Genomic DNA, 16364 nt, shown 5'->3' with positions numbered 1-16364 from the left:
GTGTCGCCGCCCGAACGGCGCACCTTCCGCGGGGGTCCAGCGCCTACTCTGGTGGGATGCAGCGGCGGATCTTTGGCATCGAGACCGAGTTCGGGGTCACGTGCACCTTTCACGGCCAGCGCAGGCTCTCGCCCGACGAGGTCGCGCGCTATCTCTTCCGGCGGGTCGTCTCGTGGGGACGCTCGTCCAACGTGTTCCTGTCCAACGGCTCCAGGCTCTACCTCGACGTGGGCTCGCATCCTGAATACGCGACAGCCGAGTGCGACGACCTGACCCAGCTCGTCACGCACGACAAAGCAGGCGAGCGGATCCTCGAGGACCTCCTCGTGGACGCCGAGCGCAGGCTCGCCGACGAGGGCATCGGCGGCGACATCTTCCTGTTCAAGAACAACACCGACTCCGCGGGCAACTCCTACGGCTGCCACGAGAACTACCTGGTCACCCGGGCAGGCGAATTCTCCCGGATCGCCGACGTCCTGCTGCCCTTCCTCGTCACCCGCCAGCTCATCTGCGGCGCGGGCAAGGTCCTGCAGACCCCGCGCGGCGCCGTGTACTGCCTCTCCCAGCGCGCCGAGCACATCTGGGAAGGCGTCTCCAGCGCCACCACCCGGTCCCGGCCGATCATCAACACCCGCGACGAACCCCACGCCGACGCCGAGCGCTACCGGCGCCTGCACGTCATCGTCGGCGACTCCAACATGGCCGAGCCGACGACGATGCTGAAGGTCGGGTCGGCGCACCTGGTGCTCGAGATGATCGAGGCGGGGGTGCAGTTCCGGGACTTCACGCTGGACAACCCGATTCGGGCTATCCGGGAGATCAGTCACGATCTGACCGGGCGGCGGCAGGTTCGGTTGGCTGGTGGGCGTGAGGCGTCGGCGCTGGATATTCAGCGGGAGTATCACGCTCGGGCTGTGCAGCATTTGAAGGAGAACGGGTCTACGGCCGCGAATGAGCGGGTTGTGGAGTTGTGGGGGCGGGCGCTGGAGGCTGTGGAGGAGCAGGACTTCAGCAAGATCGATACCGAGATCGACTGGGCTATCAAGCATCGGTTGGTGGAGCGGTATCGGGCTAAGCATGATCTTGATCTGTCCAGTCCGCGGGTTGCGCAGTTGGATCTCGCGTATCACGACATTCGGCGCGGGCGGGGGATTTTTGACCTGCTGCAGCGGAAGGGGCTCGTGCGGCGGGTTACTGATGACGGGGAGATTGAGGCTGCGAAGGATACGCCGCCGCAGACGACTCGGGCTAAGTTGCGCGGGGACTTTATTGCGGCGGCGCAGGCTGCTGGGCGGGACTTTACGGTCGACTGGGTGCATTTGAAGTTGAATGATCAGGCGCAGAGGACTGTGTTGTGCAAGGACCCGTTCAGGTCTGTTGATGAGCGGGTCGAGCGTCTCATCGGGTCGCTTTAGGGTGGCTGGGTTGGGTGACTAGCTCACCAGCTGTGTTTTTTGGCGCCGACTTCGTCGTCGCGGGCGGGATCGCTTTTATGCCGGCGTTTGGGGGCTGCCCGGCGTGAGGGGCCTTCGGCCTGTCACGCCGGGCAGCCCCCAAACGCCGGCGCGATCCCGCGTGCTGGTCAAGTGAGCGGTCGGGGCTGGGCCGTGGTTGCGGAAGTCGTTGTCGCGTGGGGAGAGAACCGACGAAAGTTGTCGGGGTGGTGCGGCAGGATCTGCGCATGCGTGCGTTCCGGAGGGTCCTGGTTCTCATAGCGGTGTTGTCGGTGGCGTTGGGTGGGGTTGCTGCGGCGTCCTCGTTGCCGTCGTGGCGGCTTCTGGCTACGGGTACCACTGCGCAGTTTCGTGGGTTGTCTGCGGTTAGTGAGCGGGTTGCCTGGGTCAGCGGCACCCAGGGCACCGTGCTGCGGACGGCTGACGGCGGGAGCAGTTGGCTGTCGGTTGGGCCGCCGGGTACTGGGAAGCTCGAGTTTCGCGACATTGAGGCGTTTGACGCTGACCATGCCGTCGTGCTGTCGATCGGGCCGGGGGCGGATTCCCGGGTCTATCGCACCGACGATGGCGGGAAGAGCTGGCGGCAGACGTTCAGCAATCCCGATTCTGCTGCGTTCTACGACTGCTTGGCCTTCTTTGATCCTTGGCGCGGGCTTGCGATGAGCGATCCGGTCAACGAGAAGTTCCGCGTGCAGGCCACCTTTGACGGTGGGCGCAGTTGGCGGCAGGTTCCGGATGATGCGTTTCCGCCTGCGGAGCCTGGAGAGGCCGGGTTCGCGGCTAGCGGCCAGTGCATCACTACGTCGGGGCCGTTTGACGCGTGGCTTGCTACTGGTGGTGGGGCGCATGCTCGGGTTTTGCACTCTGGTGATGGTGGGCGGCACTGGGCTGCGTCTGTGACGCCGTTGCCCAGCAGTGCGTCGGCTGGGGTGTTCGCGGTTGCGTTTCGTACGCCTTGGCAGGGGGTCGCGATTGGTGGGGACTATGCCAATCCGACTGCGCCTGGACCGGCTGTTGCGTTGAGCCACGATCGCGGCCGCACCTGGCGTACGCCGCCGGAACATCCTGCTGGGTATCGGTCTGGGCTCGCTTGGCGCGGTGGGACGGTGCTCGCTGTGGGACCTGGTGGGAGCGATCTCAGCCGCGACGGGGGACGGCATTGGGTCTCGTTCGATACGGGCAGTTTCGACACTGTTGATTGCACGTGGTTCGGCGCGTGTTGGGCCAGTGGGGTCAAGGGGCGGGTGGCGAAGCTGGGTTCGTAAGGGGGAACCCGATCCGGGGCAGTGGGCCGTCTGGAACGGCGGTGGGTGACTGAGTGGGGGCGGAGGGGCCGTTCGCGGCCACCTGGGCTGACCAGGTGCGACGCGCGCGGGGCGGACCTCGCGATCTGCCGCGGCCGGGAGAGCTAGAGTCGTCTGGTGTCCACCGCACGCGCCGAACGGCTGGTCAACCTTGTGCTGGCCCTGCTCTCCACCCGGCAGTACCTCACCGCGGAGCGGATCCGCGGGCTCGTTCCTGGGTACGCCGAGGCGGCCAGTGACGACGCCTTTTTTCGCACGTTCGAGCGGGACAAGACCGAGTTGCGGGAGCTGGGGATTCCGCTCGAGACGGGACGCAACTCCGTCTTCGACCCGGTCGAGGGGTATCGGATCGCTCGGCGCGACTACGAGCTCGGCGAGATCGACCTTGCGCCGGACGAGGCCGCGGCGGTGGGGCTGGCGGTTCGGCTTTGGGATTCGCCGGAGCTGACCGGGCAGGCTCAAGGGGCGCTGGTGAAGCTGCGGGCGGCTGGGGTTGAGGTCGACGACCAGGCGCCGACCGTGATCGAGCCTCGGGTGCGGGCGGAGCCGGCGTTCGCGCCCATGCTCGCCGCTGTGCAGGCTGGGCAGGCGGTTCGGTTCGAGTATCGGCGCAGCGGGTCGCCGGAGCGGCGGATTCGCACGCTCGAGCCGTGGGGCGTGGTGTCGTGGCGGGCTCGTTGGTATGTCGTCGGGCATGACCGGGATCGCGACGCGACTCGGTGTTTTCGGCTCTCCCGCGTCACGGGGAAGGTTGTCCCGATCGGGAAACCGGGTGCGGTCAGCAGGCCCGAGGGTGTCAATTTGATGCAGCTGGTCTCGGTGACGGGTGGCAGTGAGGATCCTGCTCCCGTGACGACTGCGCGGTTGTGGATCGCGGACGGGCGGGCCGCGGGGGTGCGCCGTCGCGGGGACGTGGTGGGGCGCGAGATCGTCGCGGGCGAGGAAGGCGACGTGATCGAGATCGGGCTGTACTTCCCGGAATCGGCCGCCGACTGGATCGCCGCGCAGGGGCCGGACGTGCTCGTCCTCGAACCGGACGTGCTGGCCAAGTCCGTCCAGCACCGGCATGAAGCCGTGCTCGCCCGCACGGGACAGGGGAGCGTGCGATGAGCGCTTCCGGCGAACGGATGCCGAGACTGCTCGCGCTCGTGCCGTACCTGCTGGCCCGCCCGGGCATCCGGATCGACGAGGCCGCCCAGGACTTCGACGTCACCCCGCGCCAGCTGCGCAAAGACCTCGAACTGCTCTGGATGTGCGGCCTGCCCGGCTACGGGCCCGGCGACCTCATCGACCTGTCCTTCGAAGGCGACACCATCGTCGTCACCCACGACGCCGGGATGAGCCGCCCGCTGCGCCTCACCGGCGGCGAGGCCACCGCGATGCTGGTCGCGCTGCGCGCGCTCGCCGAAACCCCGGGCGTGGCCGACGGCGACGCGGTCCGCCGCGCCATCGCCAAAATCGAGGACGCCGCCGGCCAAGCCCGCCCGGCCGGAGTCGTCGTCGGGGGAGGAGTGCGCGAAGGAGCCCGTGCCGCCCGCACCCGCGAGACCGTGGCCGGCGCGCTGCAAGACGGCCGCGCGCTGCGGATGCGCTACTACACCGCCTCGCGCGACCAGATCACCGAACGCACCGTCGACCCGATGCGGCTCGTCATCGTCCAAGGCGTCGGCTATCTCGAAGCGTGGTGCCGGCGCGTCGAAGGCGTCCGGTTGTTCCGCCTCGACCGGGTGGACGCGCTCACCGTATTGGACGAACCCGCAGCTCCGCCCGCCCACGCGCGGCCCACCGACCTGTCCGACGGCGTCTTCTCCGCCCGTCCCGATCAGCGGGTCGCCCATCTGGTCCTGGACCCCGACGCCCGCTGGGTCGCCGAGTACTACCCCTGCGAGGAACTCGACGAACTCGACGGCGGGTGCCTGCGCATCGCGATGCGCTACAGCGACGAGCCCTGGATGGTCCGGCTCGTGCTCAGCCTCGGCGGGGAAGCCCAGGTGGAGAGCCCCGCCACACTCGCCGAGGCAGTCGGTCGCCGAGCGGCCGACGCCGTGGCGCGTGCCCGTCATCTCTCGTCCATCTCCGACCGATAAGGTGGTTTGGTGCCGTACCTGCCCGTCTATGTGCTGCTCGCGGCCGGCCTGCTCGTCCTGGCCCTGCTGCTGGTACGGACCGCCGGAGTCTTGCGCCGCTTCCGCCGCACCATGAGCATGGTAAGTGCGGACACCCACGACCGGACCGGACTCGTCCGGGCCCGGTCCGCGGCACTCCGTGTGGCCGTGGCCGAACGCCGCCCGGCGGCCGGCAACAAGTAACATCAGCACAGACCCCAGACAAGGAGGGCAGACGACCATGAACGCGCTGCAGCCGTGGCACATCATCGTTCTGGTGCTCGTGGTGGTTCTGCTGTTCGGAGCGAAGCGGCTCCCGGACGCGGCCCGGTCCATCGGCAAGTCCATGAAGATCTTCAAGGCCGAGACCAAGGACCTGACCGGCGAGCAGAAGGCCGAAGCCGAGGCCGAATCCGCCGACACCCGGCACATCGCCGCCCCCGCGCCCGCGCAGACCGCGCAGGACAAGCAGGTCGCCGACCTCCAGCGCCAGCTCGACGAACTGAAGAAGCAGCAGGCGGCCGCCCCGGCCGACCAGCCGCAGAAGAACGCGAGCTGACCCTCCGCGCGCACCACCCGGTCCCCGGTCCACGGCGGCGCGCCGGTCCGGCGCGCCGCGGCGGGCTCTGACGAGAACGGAACGACCAGTGGCGGAAGCCGCCAACGGCAACGGAAGCCGGTCCAGCAAGCGGAGCCGGCGCAGCCGTCGGAAAAACCCCGACGGCACGATGACGCTCATCGAGCACATCTACGAGTTCCGCCGCCGCCTCGGCTGGGCGGTCGTCTTCATCGTCGTCGGCGCGATCTTCGGGTTCATCTGGTTCGAGCAGCGGCTCGGCCCGATCCCGTCGCTCGGCGACATCATGACGCACCCGTACTGCGCCATCCCGGCCTCGCAGCGCTTCGCCGGCGACCAGCCCGGCTGCCGCCTGCTGCAGACCGTTCCGTTCGAAGCGTTCATGATCCGCCTCAAGGTCGGCGTCGCGGCGGGCGCGGTCCTGCTCTCGCCCGCCTGGCTCTACCAGATCTGGGCGTTCATCGCCCCCGGCCTCTACGCCAAAGAGCGCCGCTACGCGATGATCTTCGTCAGCTTCGCCTCGGTGCTCTTCGCCGCCGGCGCGGTGCTGGCCTACCTGCTCGTCCCGCACGCACTGGCGCTGCTCGCCGGCTTCGGCCAGGACCAGTTCGTCACCGCGCTCACCGCGGACAAGTACATCTCCTTCATCCTGTCGCTGCTGGTGATCTTCGGCGTCAGTTTCGAGCTCCCGCTGCTCGTGGTGATGCTCAACCGCGTCGGCGTGCTCAAGTACCAGCAGCTCAAGCGGTGGCGCCGCGGCCTCGTGTTCGCGCTGTTCGTGTTCGCCGCGTTCGCCACCCCCGGCTCGGACCCGTTCTCGATGCTCGGCCTCGCCGGCGCGCTCACCCTGCTGTTCGAGCTGTCGATCCAGATCGCCCGCTTCCACGACCGCAAGCTCGACCGCGGCCGCCACGACGAGGGCTGGGACCAGCTCGCCGACGACGAGGCCGCGCCGTTCAACTACACCCCGAGCACCGCCGACGGCGAAGAGCCCACCGCGCAGAGCCCGTCGACCGGCCGCTCGAACTCGACCGACGACATCACCTGACCGTGGGCCTGAACGCAGCACTGGCAGTGCACCCGGCCTCCGGGCGCGGCGCGGCCGCCCGCATCGCCGAAGCGGTCGCGGCACGGCTCCGGCCCGCCGTCGACCGGCTCGACCTCCTCACCGCCACCAGCGTCGAGGATTCCCGCGCGCTGATGCGGTCCTCGCACGCCGAAGGCCTCGACGTGCTGATCGTCCTCGGCGGCGACGGCGCGGCCCACCAAGGCGTCCAGTTCTGCGCCGACCACGGCGTCGCGCTCGGCCTCGTCCCCTCCGGCACCGGCAACGACTTCGCCCGCGCCCTCGGCATCCCCGCCGACCCGCGCGCCGCCACCGACGCCCTCGCCAGGGCTTTGCAGGCCGGGCACCGCCGCCGCGTCGACCTCGGCCGCGCCGGCGGCACCTGGTTCTCCACCGTGCTCTGCGCCGGATTCGACGCCGCCGTCAACGCCCGCGCGAACGCGATGCGCTGGCCCGCCGGCCCCCGCCGCTACGACCTGGCCATCCTCGCCGAACTCGCCGCGTTCCGGCCCAGCCCGATCGTCGTGCACACCGACCACGGCGTCCTCTCCGGCGACACGAGCCTCATCGCCGTCGGCAACACCCCGTACTACGGCGGCGGCATCCCGATCTGCCCCGACGCCACCCCCGACGACGGGCTCTTCGACGTCACCGTCATCGGAGCCCCCGGCCGCGCCCGCCTCCTGCGGATGCTCCCGCAGCTGCGCACCGGCGAACACGTGCACAAGCCCAGCGTCGAAACCTTCCGCACCCGCACCCTCCGCGTAGAAGCACCCGGCTGGCCCGTCTACGCCGACGGCGAAGACCAAGGCCAGACACCGGTCGAAGCGGTCTGCGTGCCCTCCGCGCTCACGGTCGTCGCCCCCGCGCCGTGACCGGCGGCACGCCGCGTGCGGAATGTCGGTGGCATATGAAACCCTGACCGGGTGGCCACTAGCCCTTCACCATCGCCGGCCGAGGCCTACGCTGCCTCCCGTCGCCGCGCCAAGCACCCCCAGCTGACCCGGTTTTCCGCCGAATCGGCCTTCGAATTCGACGATTTCCAGATCCGCGGCTGCGAAGCGCTCGAAGAGGGCCACGGCGTCCTGGTCTGCGCCCCCACCGGAGCCGGCAAGACCGTGGTCGGCGAGTTCGCCGTCCACCTCGCCCTCGCCGAGGGCCGCAAATGCTTCTACACCACGCCGATCAAGGCCCTGTCGAACCAGAAGTACGCCGACCTCGTCGAGCGCTACGGCAACGACGCCGTCGGCCTGCTCACCGGCGACACCTCGATCAACGGCAACGCCCAGGTGGTCGTCATGACCACCGAGGTGCTGCGCAACATGCTCTACGCGGGCAGCTCCTCGATCCCCGAACTCGGCTACGTCGTCATGGACGAGGTCCACTACCTCGCCGACCGCTTCCGTGGCGCGGTCTGGGAGGAAGTGATCCTCCACCTGCCCGAACACGTCCGCGTCGTCGGCCTGTCCGCCACCGTCAGCAACGCCGAGGAATTCGGCGAATGGCTCGTCGAGGTCCGCGGCGACACCACCGTCGTCGTCGACGAGCACCGCCCGGTCCCGCTGTGGCAGCACATGCTCGTCGGCAACCAGCTGCTCGACCTGTTCGCCGGCCAGAACGAGGCCGACCCGGGGGAGCAGCTGCGGATCAACCCCACGCTGCTGCGCAAAACCGACGACATGGGCCGGTTCGCGCCCAACTTCCGCGACCTCGCGGCGGCCGCCGCGAGCCCCGCCGCGCGGGCCCAGGTTCCGGCCCCCGTCGCGCGTGGACACCGTGGAACGGCTCGACCACGCCGGGCTGCTGCCCGCGATCGTGTTCATCTTCTCCCGCGCCGGCTGCGACGCCGCGGTCGCCCAGTGCGTCCGCTCCGGCCTGCGGCTCAACGGCCCCGAACAGGTCGAGGAGATCCGCCGGATCGTCGACGCCCGCACCGCCGAACTGCCCGAGGGCGACCTCGGCGTCCTCGGCTACTGGGAATGGCGCGAGGCGCTCGAACGCGGCTTCGCCGGCCACCACGCCGGGCTGCTGCCCGCGTTCAAGGAAACCGTCGAGGAACTGTTCGTCCGCGGCCTGGTCAAGGTCGTGTTCGCGACCGAAACCCTCGCGCTCGGCATCAACATGCCCGCCCGCACCGTCGTCCTCGAACGGCTCGTGAAATACAACGGAGAGGCCCACGTCGACCTCACCCCGGGCGAATACACCCAGCTCACCGGCCGCGCCGGCCGCCGGGGCATCGACATCGAAGGCCACGCCGTCGTCTCCTGGCAGCCCGGCGTCGACCCGAAGGCCGTCGCCGGCCTCGCCTCCACCCGCACGTACCCGCTGCGCTCGTCGTTCCGCCCCGGCTACAACATGGCGGTCAACCTGGTCGCTCAGGTCGGCGCGGACGCCGCCCGCGACCTGCTGGAACAGTCGTTCGCGCAGTTCCAGGCCGACCGGTCGGTCGTCGGCACCGCGCGGCGGATCGAACGCAACAAGGAAGCCCTCAAGGGCTACACCGACGCGATCTCCGGCGACTTCGAGCAGATGCTCGAGTACGTCGAACTCCGCGCGCAGATCTCCGCCCGCGAGAAGACCCTGTCGCGGCAGAACACCTCCTCCCGCCGCGCCGAAACCGCCCAGTCGCTGGAGAAACTGCGCAAGGGCGACGTCATCCCGGTCCCGGCCGGCCGCCGCGCCGGGCTCGCCGTGGTCGTCGACCCCGGCCTCGACCCGATCCGCGAACCGCGCCCGGTCGTGGTCACCGAGGACCGCTGGTCCGGGCCGCTGTCGGTGGCCGACTTCCCGGCCCCGGTCGAAGCGCTCGGCCGGATCAAGCTGCCCAAGCACATCGAACTGCGCTCGCCCAAGACCCGCCGCGACATCGCCTCGTCGCTGCGCAACGCCGGCATCGCCCTGCCCGGACGCCAGCGCCGCCGCACCGCGGCCGCCGACGACGCCGAACTCGCCTCGCTGCGCCGCGCCCTGCGCGCCCACCCGTGCCACGGCCTCGCCGAACGCGAGGCCAACCTCCGCTGGGTCGAGCGCTACCAGCGGCTCTCCGCCGAAACCGAACAGCTCGAACGCAAAGTCGCGGCCACCACGCACTCCCTGGCCCGCGCGTTCGACCGGATCCTGCGGCTGCTCGGCGAACGCGGCTACGTCCGCGCCGGCGACGGCGAGGACCGCGTCACTGAACACGGCCGCCGCCTGACCCGCCTCTACAGCGAATCCGACCTGCTCGCCGCCGAATGCATCCGGCACGGCGTCTGGACCGGCCTCGGCCCGGCCGAACTCGCCGCCGTCGTGTCCACGCTCGTGTTCGAGGCCCGCCGCGACACCGCGGGCGAACCCCGGCTGCCCGGCGGCGCGGTCCCCGGCGCGTGGCAGGAAACCAGCAGGCTGTGGGTCGAACTCACCGAGGACGAACGCCGCCACCGCCTCGACCGCACCCGCGAACCCGACGCCGGCTTCGCGTGGCCGGTCTACCGCTGGGCGCGCGGCGAATCCCTGGAGAAGGTCCTCACCGCGGCCGAGACCAACGGACAGGAGCTGTCCGCGGGCGACTTCGTCCGCTGGTGCCGCCAGGTCATCGACCTGCTCGACCAGATCCGCGACGTCCTCGGCAAGGAGGACCCGGTCGGTTCGGCGGCTGCGCAGGCGGTCCGGGCGCTGCGCCGCGGCGTAGTGGCCGCGGGCGCGGCATGACCACTTGGGCACACCTTCGCAGCGACTGCGCGCGGACACGTGTGCCAGGTCCAGACCTGTGGTTGGATCGCGCACGACACCCCCGGCCCGGCCCGCGGGTGCGGACACACGAAGGCGGAGGCCAACGATGAGCACGCCGTATGGCGGCAACGACCCGCGGCAGCAGCCCCAGTACGGGCAACAGCCCTACGGCCAGGACCCGCAATACGGGCAGCAGCCGGGCGGCGCGTACCCGCAGAGCGGGCCGCAGCAGCAGCCGTACCCGCCCCAGCAGTACGGGCAGCAGCCCTACGGTCAAGACCCGCAGTACGGCCAGCAGCCCGGCGGCTACCCCCAACAGCAGCAGCCCCAGCAACCCCAGTGGGGCCAGCAGCCGCCGCCGTACGGGCAGCAGCCGCAACAGCCGCAACAGCCCTATGGCCAGCAGCAGTACGGCGAACCGCAGCAACAGCAGTACGGCGGCCAGCAGCCCGGCCAGTACGACTACGGCCAGCCCGGCGGAGCCGCGCCGGAATCCTCGGGCGGGTCGAAGAAGGGCCTGTTCATCGGGATCGGTGCGCTCGTCGTCGTGGTGGCCGTCGTGGCGATCCTCGGCTTCGTCGCGCCCGGCTTCTTCAAGACCCAGGTCTTCAACAACAACCAGATGCAGACCGACGTCGCGAAGATGCTCACCGACACCTACAAGATCCAGGGAGTCAGCGGAGTCACCTGCCCGGCCGAGCAGAAGGTGGAGGACGGCGCGAAATTCGAATGCACCGCCACCGTCAACGGCAAACCCCAGCAGGTGCCGATCACCGTCAAGGGCACCGACGGCAACTACGAGGTCTCGCCGCCCGCCGCCAAGTGACCCGATTCAATTCAGTGGCGATCCCGGGGCCGCCCCCGCGATGATCGGGGCATGAGCGACCGCACCGTCCGCATCCTCCGTCCCGACGAGCAGCGCGGGGCCTGGGACCTGTTCCGGGCCGCACTGCACGTCCAGCCCGGCACCGACGAGGACTGGGACCGCGTCTCCAAGGCGTACCAGGCCGAGCGCAGCTGGGGCGTTTTCGAACCGGACCTGATCGGCACCGCCCGGTCCTTCGACGCGGAAATGGTCGTCCCCGGCGGCGCGCGGCTCCCGCTCGCCGCGGTCACCGGCGTCGGCGTCCGGGCCGGACGGACCCGGCGCGGCGTGCTCAGCGCGCTGCAGGCCGCGCAACTGGCGGACCTCGCCGAACGAGGCGCCGCGCTTTCCCTGCTGTACGCGTCGGAAGGCGCGATCTACGGCCGCTACGGCTACGGAGTCGCGACCCTCGCCAAACGGGTCGTGGTCGACCGGCACCGCGCGCAGCTGCGCCCGGACGTGCCGGCCGGGGGAGAGGTCACCGTCCTCGGCGTCGACGAGGCCGCGCCGAAGTGGCCGGAACTGTATGCCGCGACCGCGATGGGCCGCGTCGGCGCGATGACCCGGTCCGAGGTCTACTGGCCGGCGTACGAGGCATCGCTGCGTCGCCGCGCGAAGCTGCTTCAGACCGCAGTGCACCGCGGCCCCGACGGAGACGACGGGTTCCTGACCTACTACGTCGAGGAAGACGCCAACGAGCACGCCAAACTGAACGTGATGGCGTTCCACTACGCCAACCCGGCCGCGTTCGCCGGACTCTGGCGGTTTCTGCTGTCGGTCGACCTGGTCGACGAGATCGTCCTCGCGATGCGCCCGCTCGACGAACCGCACGCGCTGCTGTTCGCCGACCCCCGGATGGCGAAAACCGAAAGCACCGACGACGAATGCTGGCTCCGGCTGGTCGACGTGCACGCCGCGCTCGCCGCCCGCACCTACGGCCCGGCCGAACCCGTTGTCATCGAGGTATTCGACCGGTCGCTGCCCGGCAACGACGGCCGCTACCGCATCGGGCCGGACGGAGCCTCGCGCACGGACGCGGAACCCGCGCTGCGGCTCTCCGCGGACACGCTCGCGATGCTGTACTTCGGCACGTGGCGCGCGTCCGCGCTCGCCGGCACCGGCCGGATCGAGGTGCTCGACCCGGCCGCGCCCGAGGCCGCCGACGTTCTCTTCGGCACGCGCGAATCAGTGTGGTGCGGTACGTTCTTCTGACCGTTGACCAGACGTTTCGCGCAGAGGAGCGGGTTTCATGCGCGCCGTGCCGGTGCTGTTGTCGTGCGGCTTGGGAATGCTCGCCGCCTCGGGCTGCGACAGCGGGACGCCCCCGCCTCCGGTCCACACCGTCACCGTCACGCCGAACAGCCCCGCGGAGCCGGGCGTCGCGTCGTCGTCGGCACCCAGCTCGTCGGAAGCGATGCGGGTGTTCGATTCCCGGGTGATGGCCTCGGCCGTCACCCGGCTCCTCACCACCGACTACAAGATGACGAACGTCGGCACGGTGTCCTGCCCCGACCGGCAGCCCGTCGCCGACGGCTCGCGGTTCCAGTGCACTGTGGACATCGCGGGCGCGACGAAACACGTCCCCATCACGGTGACCGGCGCGGACGGCAAGTACCGCGTCGACCCTCCGCAGTAGGTCAGCGGCGGTAAATCCGATGGCCGCGCGGCGGCCGCATTGGTTCAATCGGGTCATGAGCGACTACGTGGTACGCCAGATCACCGACGCCGAAAGCCGCGAGACCTTCAACCTTCTGGTGCGTTCCCTGCACGGAAACCCGCCCTCGGACGAGCGCTGGGCGAAGGTCGGCGACTCCTGGACGGCGGACGGCCGGACCGGAGCGTTCCACGACGGCGAAGCCATCGGCATCGCCAGCTCGTTCGCCACCACGCTCACCGTCCCCGGGGGCGCCGCGGTGCCGATGGGCGCGGTCGACGGCGTCGGCGTCCGGGCGGACTGGACCCGCCGCGGCGTGCTCACCGCGATGATGGACCGGCAACTGCACGACTTCGTGCAGCGCGGCCACGTCGTCGCCGCGCTGCACGCGAGCGAAGCGCTGATCTACGGCCGCTTCGGCTACGGCGTCGCGACCCGCATGGCCACCCTGCAGATCAAGCAACCCGCCCCATTGCGCGAAAACGTCGACCTCCCCGGCCGGGTCCGGCTGCTCGCCACCGACGAGGCGATCGCGACGATTCCCTCGCTGTACCAACGAATCGACACCCACCGCCCCGGCATGATCGCCCGCCCGGAACTCTGGTGGCCGATCGCGTTCAACTGGCACCTCCATCCGGACGGCGGCAACCACCGCGTCGCTGTCCACACTGGACTGAACGGCGACGACGGCTTCGCGGTGTTCCACGTCGTGCCGCAGAACAGCTACCTCGACCCGGAGCGCGGCGCGGCGCTCGAAGTCCACGAGCTGCACGCGGCGACCCCGGAAGCGCTGGCCGGGCTGTGGCGGTTCCTGCTGTCGGTCGACCTGATCGAGGTCGTGCACGCGCGCAACCGTCCGGTGGACGATCCGGTGGGTCTGCTGCTCGTCGACCCGCGCCGGGTGCACACGATCGGCCTCGACGACGAACTGTGGCTGCGGTTGATCGACGTTCCCGCAGCACTCGCCGCGCGCACGTACGGCTCGCCGGAACCGGTGGTGCTGGAGGTGAACGACCGGATGCTGCCGGACAACCGCGGCCGCTACCGGGTCAGCAGCAGCGGGGTCGAGCGCACGGAGGCCGAGGCGGATCTGCGGCTCGACGTCGACACCTTGGCGATGCTGTACCTCGGCGCGTGGGAAGCCGGTCCGCTCGCTCTGTCGGGCCGGATCGCCGGTGCGAGCGCGGAAACGCTGGCCCGCGTGGACGCGCTGTTCCGGACCGGGACGCAGCCCTGGACCGGCACGCACTTCTGAAGCCGCGATTCCGTTGAGCGGCCTAGGTTCCACCTTCGGGAACCTAGGCCGTCGGCGATCAGGCTCCCGGCAGCGCCGCCAGCAACCGCTCCACTGAACGGCCCAAATTCCAGCGCTCGGCCAGCTCTGCCACCCGCTCCGGATCGGCGGGCGCGGTCGGCACCGCGTCCGGCCCGGACTGCTCGACCGGCGCGTCCACCGCGACCCGCACCACCGTCGGCGCGACGGCGAGGTAGTCCGCGGCGTCGGAGAGCCGCAGCCGGGTCTTCAACGGCACCCGCGAATCCCCGGCCGAGGACGCGGCGACGAGTTCCTCCAGCGACCCGAACTGGGTGATCAGCTTCGCCGCGGTCTTCTCGCCGATCCCGGCCACCCCGGGCAGCCCGTCCGACGGGTCGCCGCGCAGGGCGGCCATGTCGGCGTAAGCGGGCCCGGCCTGTTCGACCGGAACGCCGTACTTCTCGGCGATTTCCCGCTGCCCCAGCACTTCCGCCTTCGCCCAGCCCTTGCCGACGTACACGACCGACGTCGGCGTCGGCTCCTCGCGCACCAACTGGAACAGGTCGCGGTCACCGGTGATCACCTCGACCGGAGCGTCCTTCTCCCGGGTCGCGAGGGCGCCGATGACGTCGTCCGCCTCGTATCCGGCCGCCTCCGCGACGGCGAACCCGAACGCCTCCAGCACTTCCAGGATGATCGGCACCTGCGGGGTCAGCGTGTCGGGCACCTCCTCGACGTCCGCCCCGCCGTCCCCGGCCTCGGCGACCCGGTGCGCCTTGTAGCTCGGCAGCAGATCGGTGCGGAACTTCGGCCGCCAGTCCGCGTCGAGACAGGCGACCAGCCGCGACGGACGGCGGTCGGTCAGGATGCGCGCGATCGTGTCGGTGAACCCGCGCACGGCGTTGACCGGCGTCCCGTCGGGCGCGGTCATCGAATCGGGCAGCGCGTAGAACGAGCGGAAGTAGAGGCTCGCGGAATCGAGGAGAGCGAGTGGTCCGGTCACCCGCACAGCCTGCCACGTCCGGGCCGCGTTGCCCCGAAACCGGCGCCGGGCGCGTCCGGTCCGTGAAGGGCTCCTTGCGGGAATCAGATTCCTTCAAGGAGCCCTTCACGGACTACGTCCGCGGTCGTCGCGCGGGAGTTCGGCCGGATGACCGGGGCGGCACGCCGGGTTGGGGAGGACGGGCGGGCTGCGCCGGGACGCCGGTACTAGGCTCGGCGTCATGTCGAGCCGATCCCTCAACACTCCCGCTCCCGACGCCGCCGCGCTCCGCGCCCGTCTCGACCGCGCCGCGAAAGCGGCCGCCGCCGCCGACACCGACGCGCTGCTCGTCGCGCCCGGGTCCGACCTGCGGTACCTGCTCGGCCAGGCCGGCGGTTCCTTCGAGCGGCTGACCACTCTCGTCGTCCCCGCCGACGGCGCCCCCGCGCTCGTCGTGCCGAAGCTCGAGGCCCCCGGCTACGCGGGCGTGCCCACCGACGAACTCGGCGTCGAGGTGCTCACCTGGGTCGACGGCGACGACCCCTACCGGCTCGTCGCCGACCGGCTCGGCAAGCCCGGCCGGATCGCGGTCAGCGACTTCACCCCGGCGCTGCACGTGCTGTCCCTGCGCGCCGCGTTCGGCGACGCCGAGCAGACGCTGGCCGGCCCGATCGTGCGCGAACTGCGGATGCGCAAGGACGCCGCCGAGATCGACGCCCTGCGCAAGGCGGGCGCGGCGATCGACCGCGTCCACGCGCGGATGGGCGAGTGGCTGCGCGCCGGCCGCACCGAGGCCGAGGTCGGCGCGGACATCACCGCCGCCATCGTCGAAGAGGGCCACACGCACGCCGACTTCGTCATCGTCGGCTCCGGTCCCAACGGCGCCAGCCCGCACCACGACGTGTCCGAGCGCGTCATCGAACGCGGCGACGTCGTCGTGATCGACATCGGCGGACCGGTGCCCGAGGGCTACAACTCCGACTCCACCCGCACCTACTCGATCGGCGAGCCCCGCGACGCCGACGTCGCCGAGACCTACGCCGTGCTGCAGCGCGCGCAGCAGGCCGCCGTCGACGCGGTCCGCCCCGGCGCCACCGCCGAGAGCATCGACAAGGCCGCGCGCGACGTCATCGACGCCGCCGGGTTCGGCGAGTACTTCATCCACCGCACCGGCCACGGCATCGGTCTCGACGTGCACGAGGAGCCCTACATCATCGCGGGCAACGCGCTGCCGCTCGAGGCGGGCATGGCCTTCAGCGTCGAGCCGGGCATCTACCAGCCCGGCCGCTGGGGCGCGCGGATCGAGGACATCGTGCTCGTCACCGACTCGGGCGTCGAGCCAGTGAACACGCGGCCGCACGAACTGGTCGTGCTGGACGCATGAGCGCAGC

The 16364-nt window shown here is 70.7% G+C and carries 14 protein-coding genes and 1 pseudogene; 14 read left to right on the top strand and 1 reads right to left on the bottom strand.

All coding sequences use genetic code 11. The annotated features are described in order from the left end of the window. Positions 1-56 precede the first annotated feature (56 nt). The 13 genes and pseudogenes from pafA to AB5I40_RS04865 all read left to right on the top strand — a co-directional run bounded on the left by pafA (position 57) and on the right by AB5I40_RS04865 (position 13991). Positions 57-1415 (top strand): Pup--protein ligase, encoded by a 1359-nt coding sequence (gene pafA / locus AB5I40_RS04925; RefSeq protein ID WP_344274200.1) that lies wholly within the window; start codon positions 57-59, stop codon positions 1413-1415. A gap of 266 nt (positions 1416-1681) precedes the next feature. Next, positions 1682-2719, top strand: coding sequence for a WD40/YVTN/BNR-like repeat-containing protein (locus AB5I40_RS04920; protein WP_370940452.1), 1038 nt, complete (start codon positions 1682-1684; stop codon positions 2717-2719). Positions 2720-2875: 156 nt separating this feature from the next. After that, the gene (locus AB5I40_RS04915; protein WP_370937214.1) at positions 2876-3868 is read left to right on the top strand and encodes a helix-turn-helix transcriptional regulator; all 993 of its coding nucleotides are present in this window, start codon (positions 2876-2878) and stop codon (positions 3866-3868) included. Continuing rightward, the gene (locus AB5I40_RS04910; protein WP_370937213.1) at positions 3865-4845 is read left to right on the top strand and encodes a helix-turn-helix transcriptional regulator; all 981 of its coding nucleotides are present in this window, start codon (positions 3865-3867) and stop codon (positions 4843-4845) included. The genes AB5I40_RS04915 and AB5I40_RS04910 overlap by 4 nt, the downstream gene beginning before the upstream one ends. A gap of 9 nt (positions 4846-4854) precedes the next feature. After that, complete coding sequence (locus tag AB5I40_RS04905) at positions 4855-5067, top strand: bacteriophage holin (protein WP_370937212.1); 213 nt, start codon at positions 4855-4857, stop codon at positions 5065-5067. 37 nt (positions 5068-5104) lie between these two features. Continuing rightward, positions 5105-5422, top strand: a complete 318-nt coding sequence (gene tatA / locus AB5I40_RS04900) for a Sec-independent protein translocase subunit TatA (RefSeq protein ID WP_344274211.1) — start codon at positions 5105-5107, stop codon at positions 5420-5422. 88 nt (positions 5423-5510) lie between these two features. Beyond that, a complete protein-coding gene (tatC, locus tag AB5I40_RS04895) occupies positions 5511-6488 on the top strand; it encodes a twin-arginine translocase subunit TatC (protein WP_370937211.1) in 978 nt (325 codons plus the stop codon). Between the two features lie 2 nt (positions 6489-6490). Further along, entirely contained in the window at positions 6491-7381 is an 891-nt protein-coding gene (locus AB5I40_RS04890; protein WP_370937210.1) for a diacylglycerol kinase family protein, read from the top strand. Between the two features lie 51 nt (positions 7382-7432). Next, a pseudogene (locus tag AB5I40_RS04885) lies at positions 7433-10196 on the top strand (DEAD/DEAH box helicase). A gap of 127 nt (positions 10197-10323) precedes the next feature. Further along, positions 10324-11043: a DUF4333 domain-containing protein gene (locus AB5I40_RS04880; RefSeq protein ID WP_370937209.1), complete on the top strand. Its 720-nt coding sequence runs from the start codon at positions 10324-10326 to the stop codon at positions 11041-11043. Positions 11044-11094: 51 nt separating this feature from the next. Beyond that, positions 11095-12294: a GNAT family N-acetyltransferase gene (locus tag AB5I40_RS04875; protein WP_370937208.1), complete on the top strand. Its 1200-nt coding sequence runs from the start codon at positions 11095-11097 to the stop codon at positions 12292-12294. A 37-nt stretch (positions 12295-12331) separates the two neighbouring features. Next, on the top strand, positions 12332-12718 hold the full coding sequence (locus AB5I40_RS04870; protein ID WP_370937207.1) for a DUF4333 domain-containing protein: 387 nt from the start codon (positions 12332-12334) through the stop codon (positions 12716-12718). 55 nt (positions 12719-12773) lie between these two features. After that, positions 12774-13991 (top strand): GNAT family N-acetyltransferase, encoded by a 1218-nt coding sequence (locus AB5I40_RS04865; RefSeq protein WP_370937206.1) that lies wholly within the window; start codon positions 12774-12776, stop codon positions 13989-13991. A gap of 58 nt (positions 13992-14049) precedes the next feature. Here AB5I40_RS04865 and AB5I40_RS04860 read toward each other — a convergent pair whose 3' ends face one another. Then, on the bottom strand, positions 14050-14994 hold the full coding sequence (locus AB5I40_RS04860; protein ID WP_370937205.1) for a 5'-3' exonuclease H3TH domain-containing protein: 945 nt from the start codon (positions 14992-14994) through the stop codon (positions 14050-14052). A gap of 220 nt (positions 14995-15214) precedes the next feature. Between AB5I40_RS04860 and AB5I40_RS04855 the strand changes: the two genes are divergently transcribed. Continuing rightward, complete coding sequence (locus AB5I40_RS04855) at positions 15215-16357, top strand: M24 family metallopeptidase (protein ID WP_370937204.1); 1143 nt, start codon at positions 15215-15217, stop codon at positions 16355-16357. Positions 16358-16364: the final 7 nt, after the last annotated feature.

This window comes from Amycolatopsis sp. cg13, assembly GCF_041346965.1.
Taxonomy (GTDB): domain Bacteria; phylum Actinomycetota; class Actinomycetes; order Mycobacteriales; family Pseudonocardiaceae; genus Amycolatopsis.
This window is presented reverse-complemented; position numbering and strand designations above follow the sequence as displayed.

What these genes read in the sequence shown, in the direction of transcription:
- pafA (WP_344274200.1), top strand. Translation starts at nt 57, where the DNA reads ATGCAGCGGCGGATCTTTGGCATCGAGACCGAGTTCGGGGTCACGTGC.
- AB5I40_RS04920 (WP_370940452.1), top strand. Translation starts at nt 1,682, where the DNA reads ATGCGTGCGTTCCGGAGGGTCCTGGTTCTCATAGCGGTGTTGTCGGTG.
- AB5I40_RS04910 (WP_370937213.1), top strand. Translation starts at nt 3,865, where the DNA reads ATGAGCGCTTCCGGCGAACGGATGCCGAGACTGCTCGCGCTCGTGCCG.
- tatA (WP_344274211.1), top strand. Translation starts at nt 5,105, where the DNA reads ATGAACGCGCTGCAGCCGTGGCACATCATCGTTCTGGTGCTCGTGGTG.
- AB5I40_RS04880 (WP_370937209.1), top strand. Translation starts at nt 10,324, where the DNA reads ATGAGCACGCCGTATGGCGGCAACGACCCGCGGCAGCAGCCCCAGTAC.
- AB5I40_RS04875 (WP_370937208.1), top strand. Translation starts at nt 11,095, where the DNA reads ATGAGCGACCGCACCGTCCGCATCCTCCGTCCCGACGAGCAGCGCGGG.
- AB5I40_RS04870 (WP_370937207.1), top strand. Translation starts at nt 12,332, where the DNA reads ATGCGCGCCGTGCCGGTGCTGTTGTCGTGCGGCTTGGGAATGCTCGCC.
- AB5I40_RS04865 (WP_370937206.1), top strand. Translation starts at nt 12,774, where the DNA reads ATGAGCGACTACGTGGTACGCCAGATCACCGACGCCGAAAGCCGCGAG.
- AB5I40_RS04855 (WP_370937204.1), top strand. Translation starts at nt 15,215, where the DNA reads ATGTCGAGCCGATCCCTCAACACTCCCGCTCCCGACGCCGCCGCGCTC.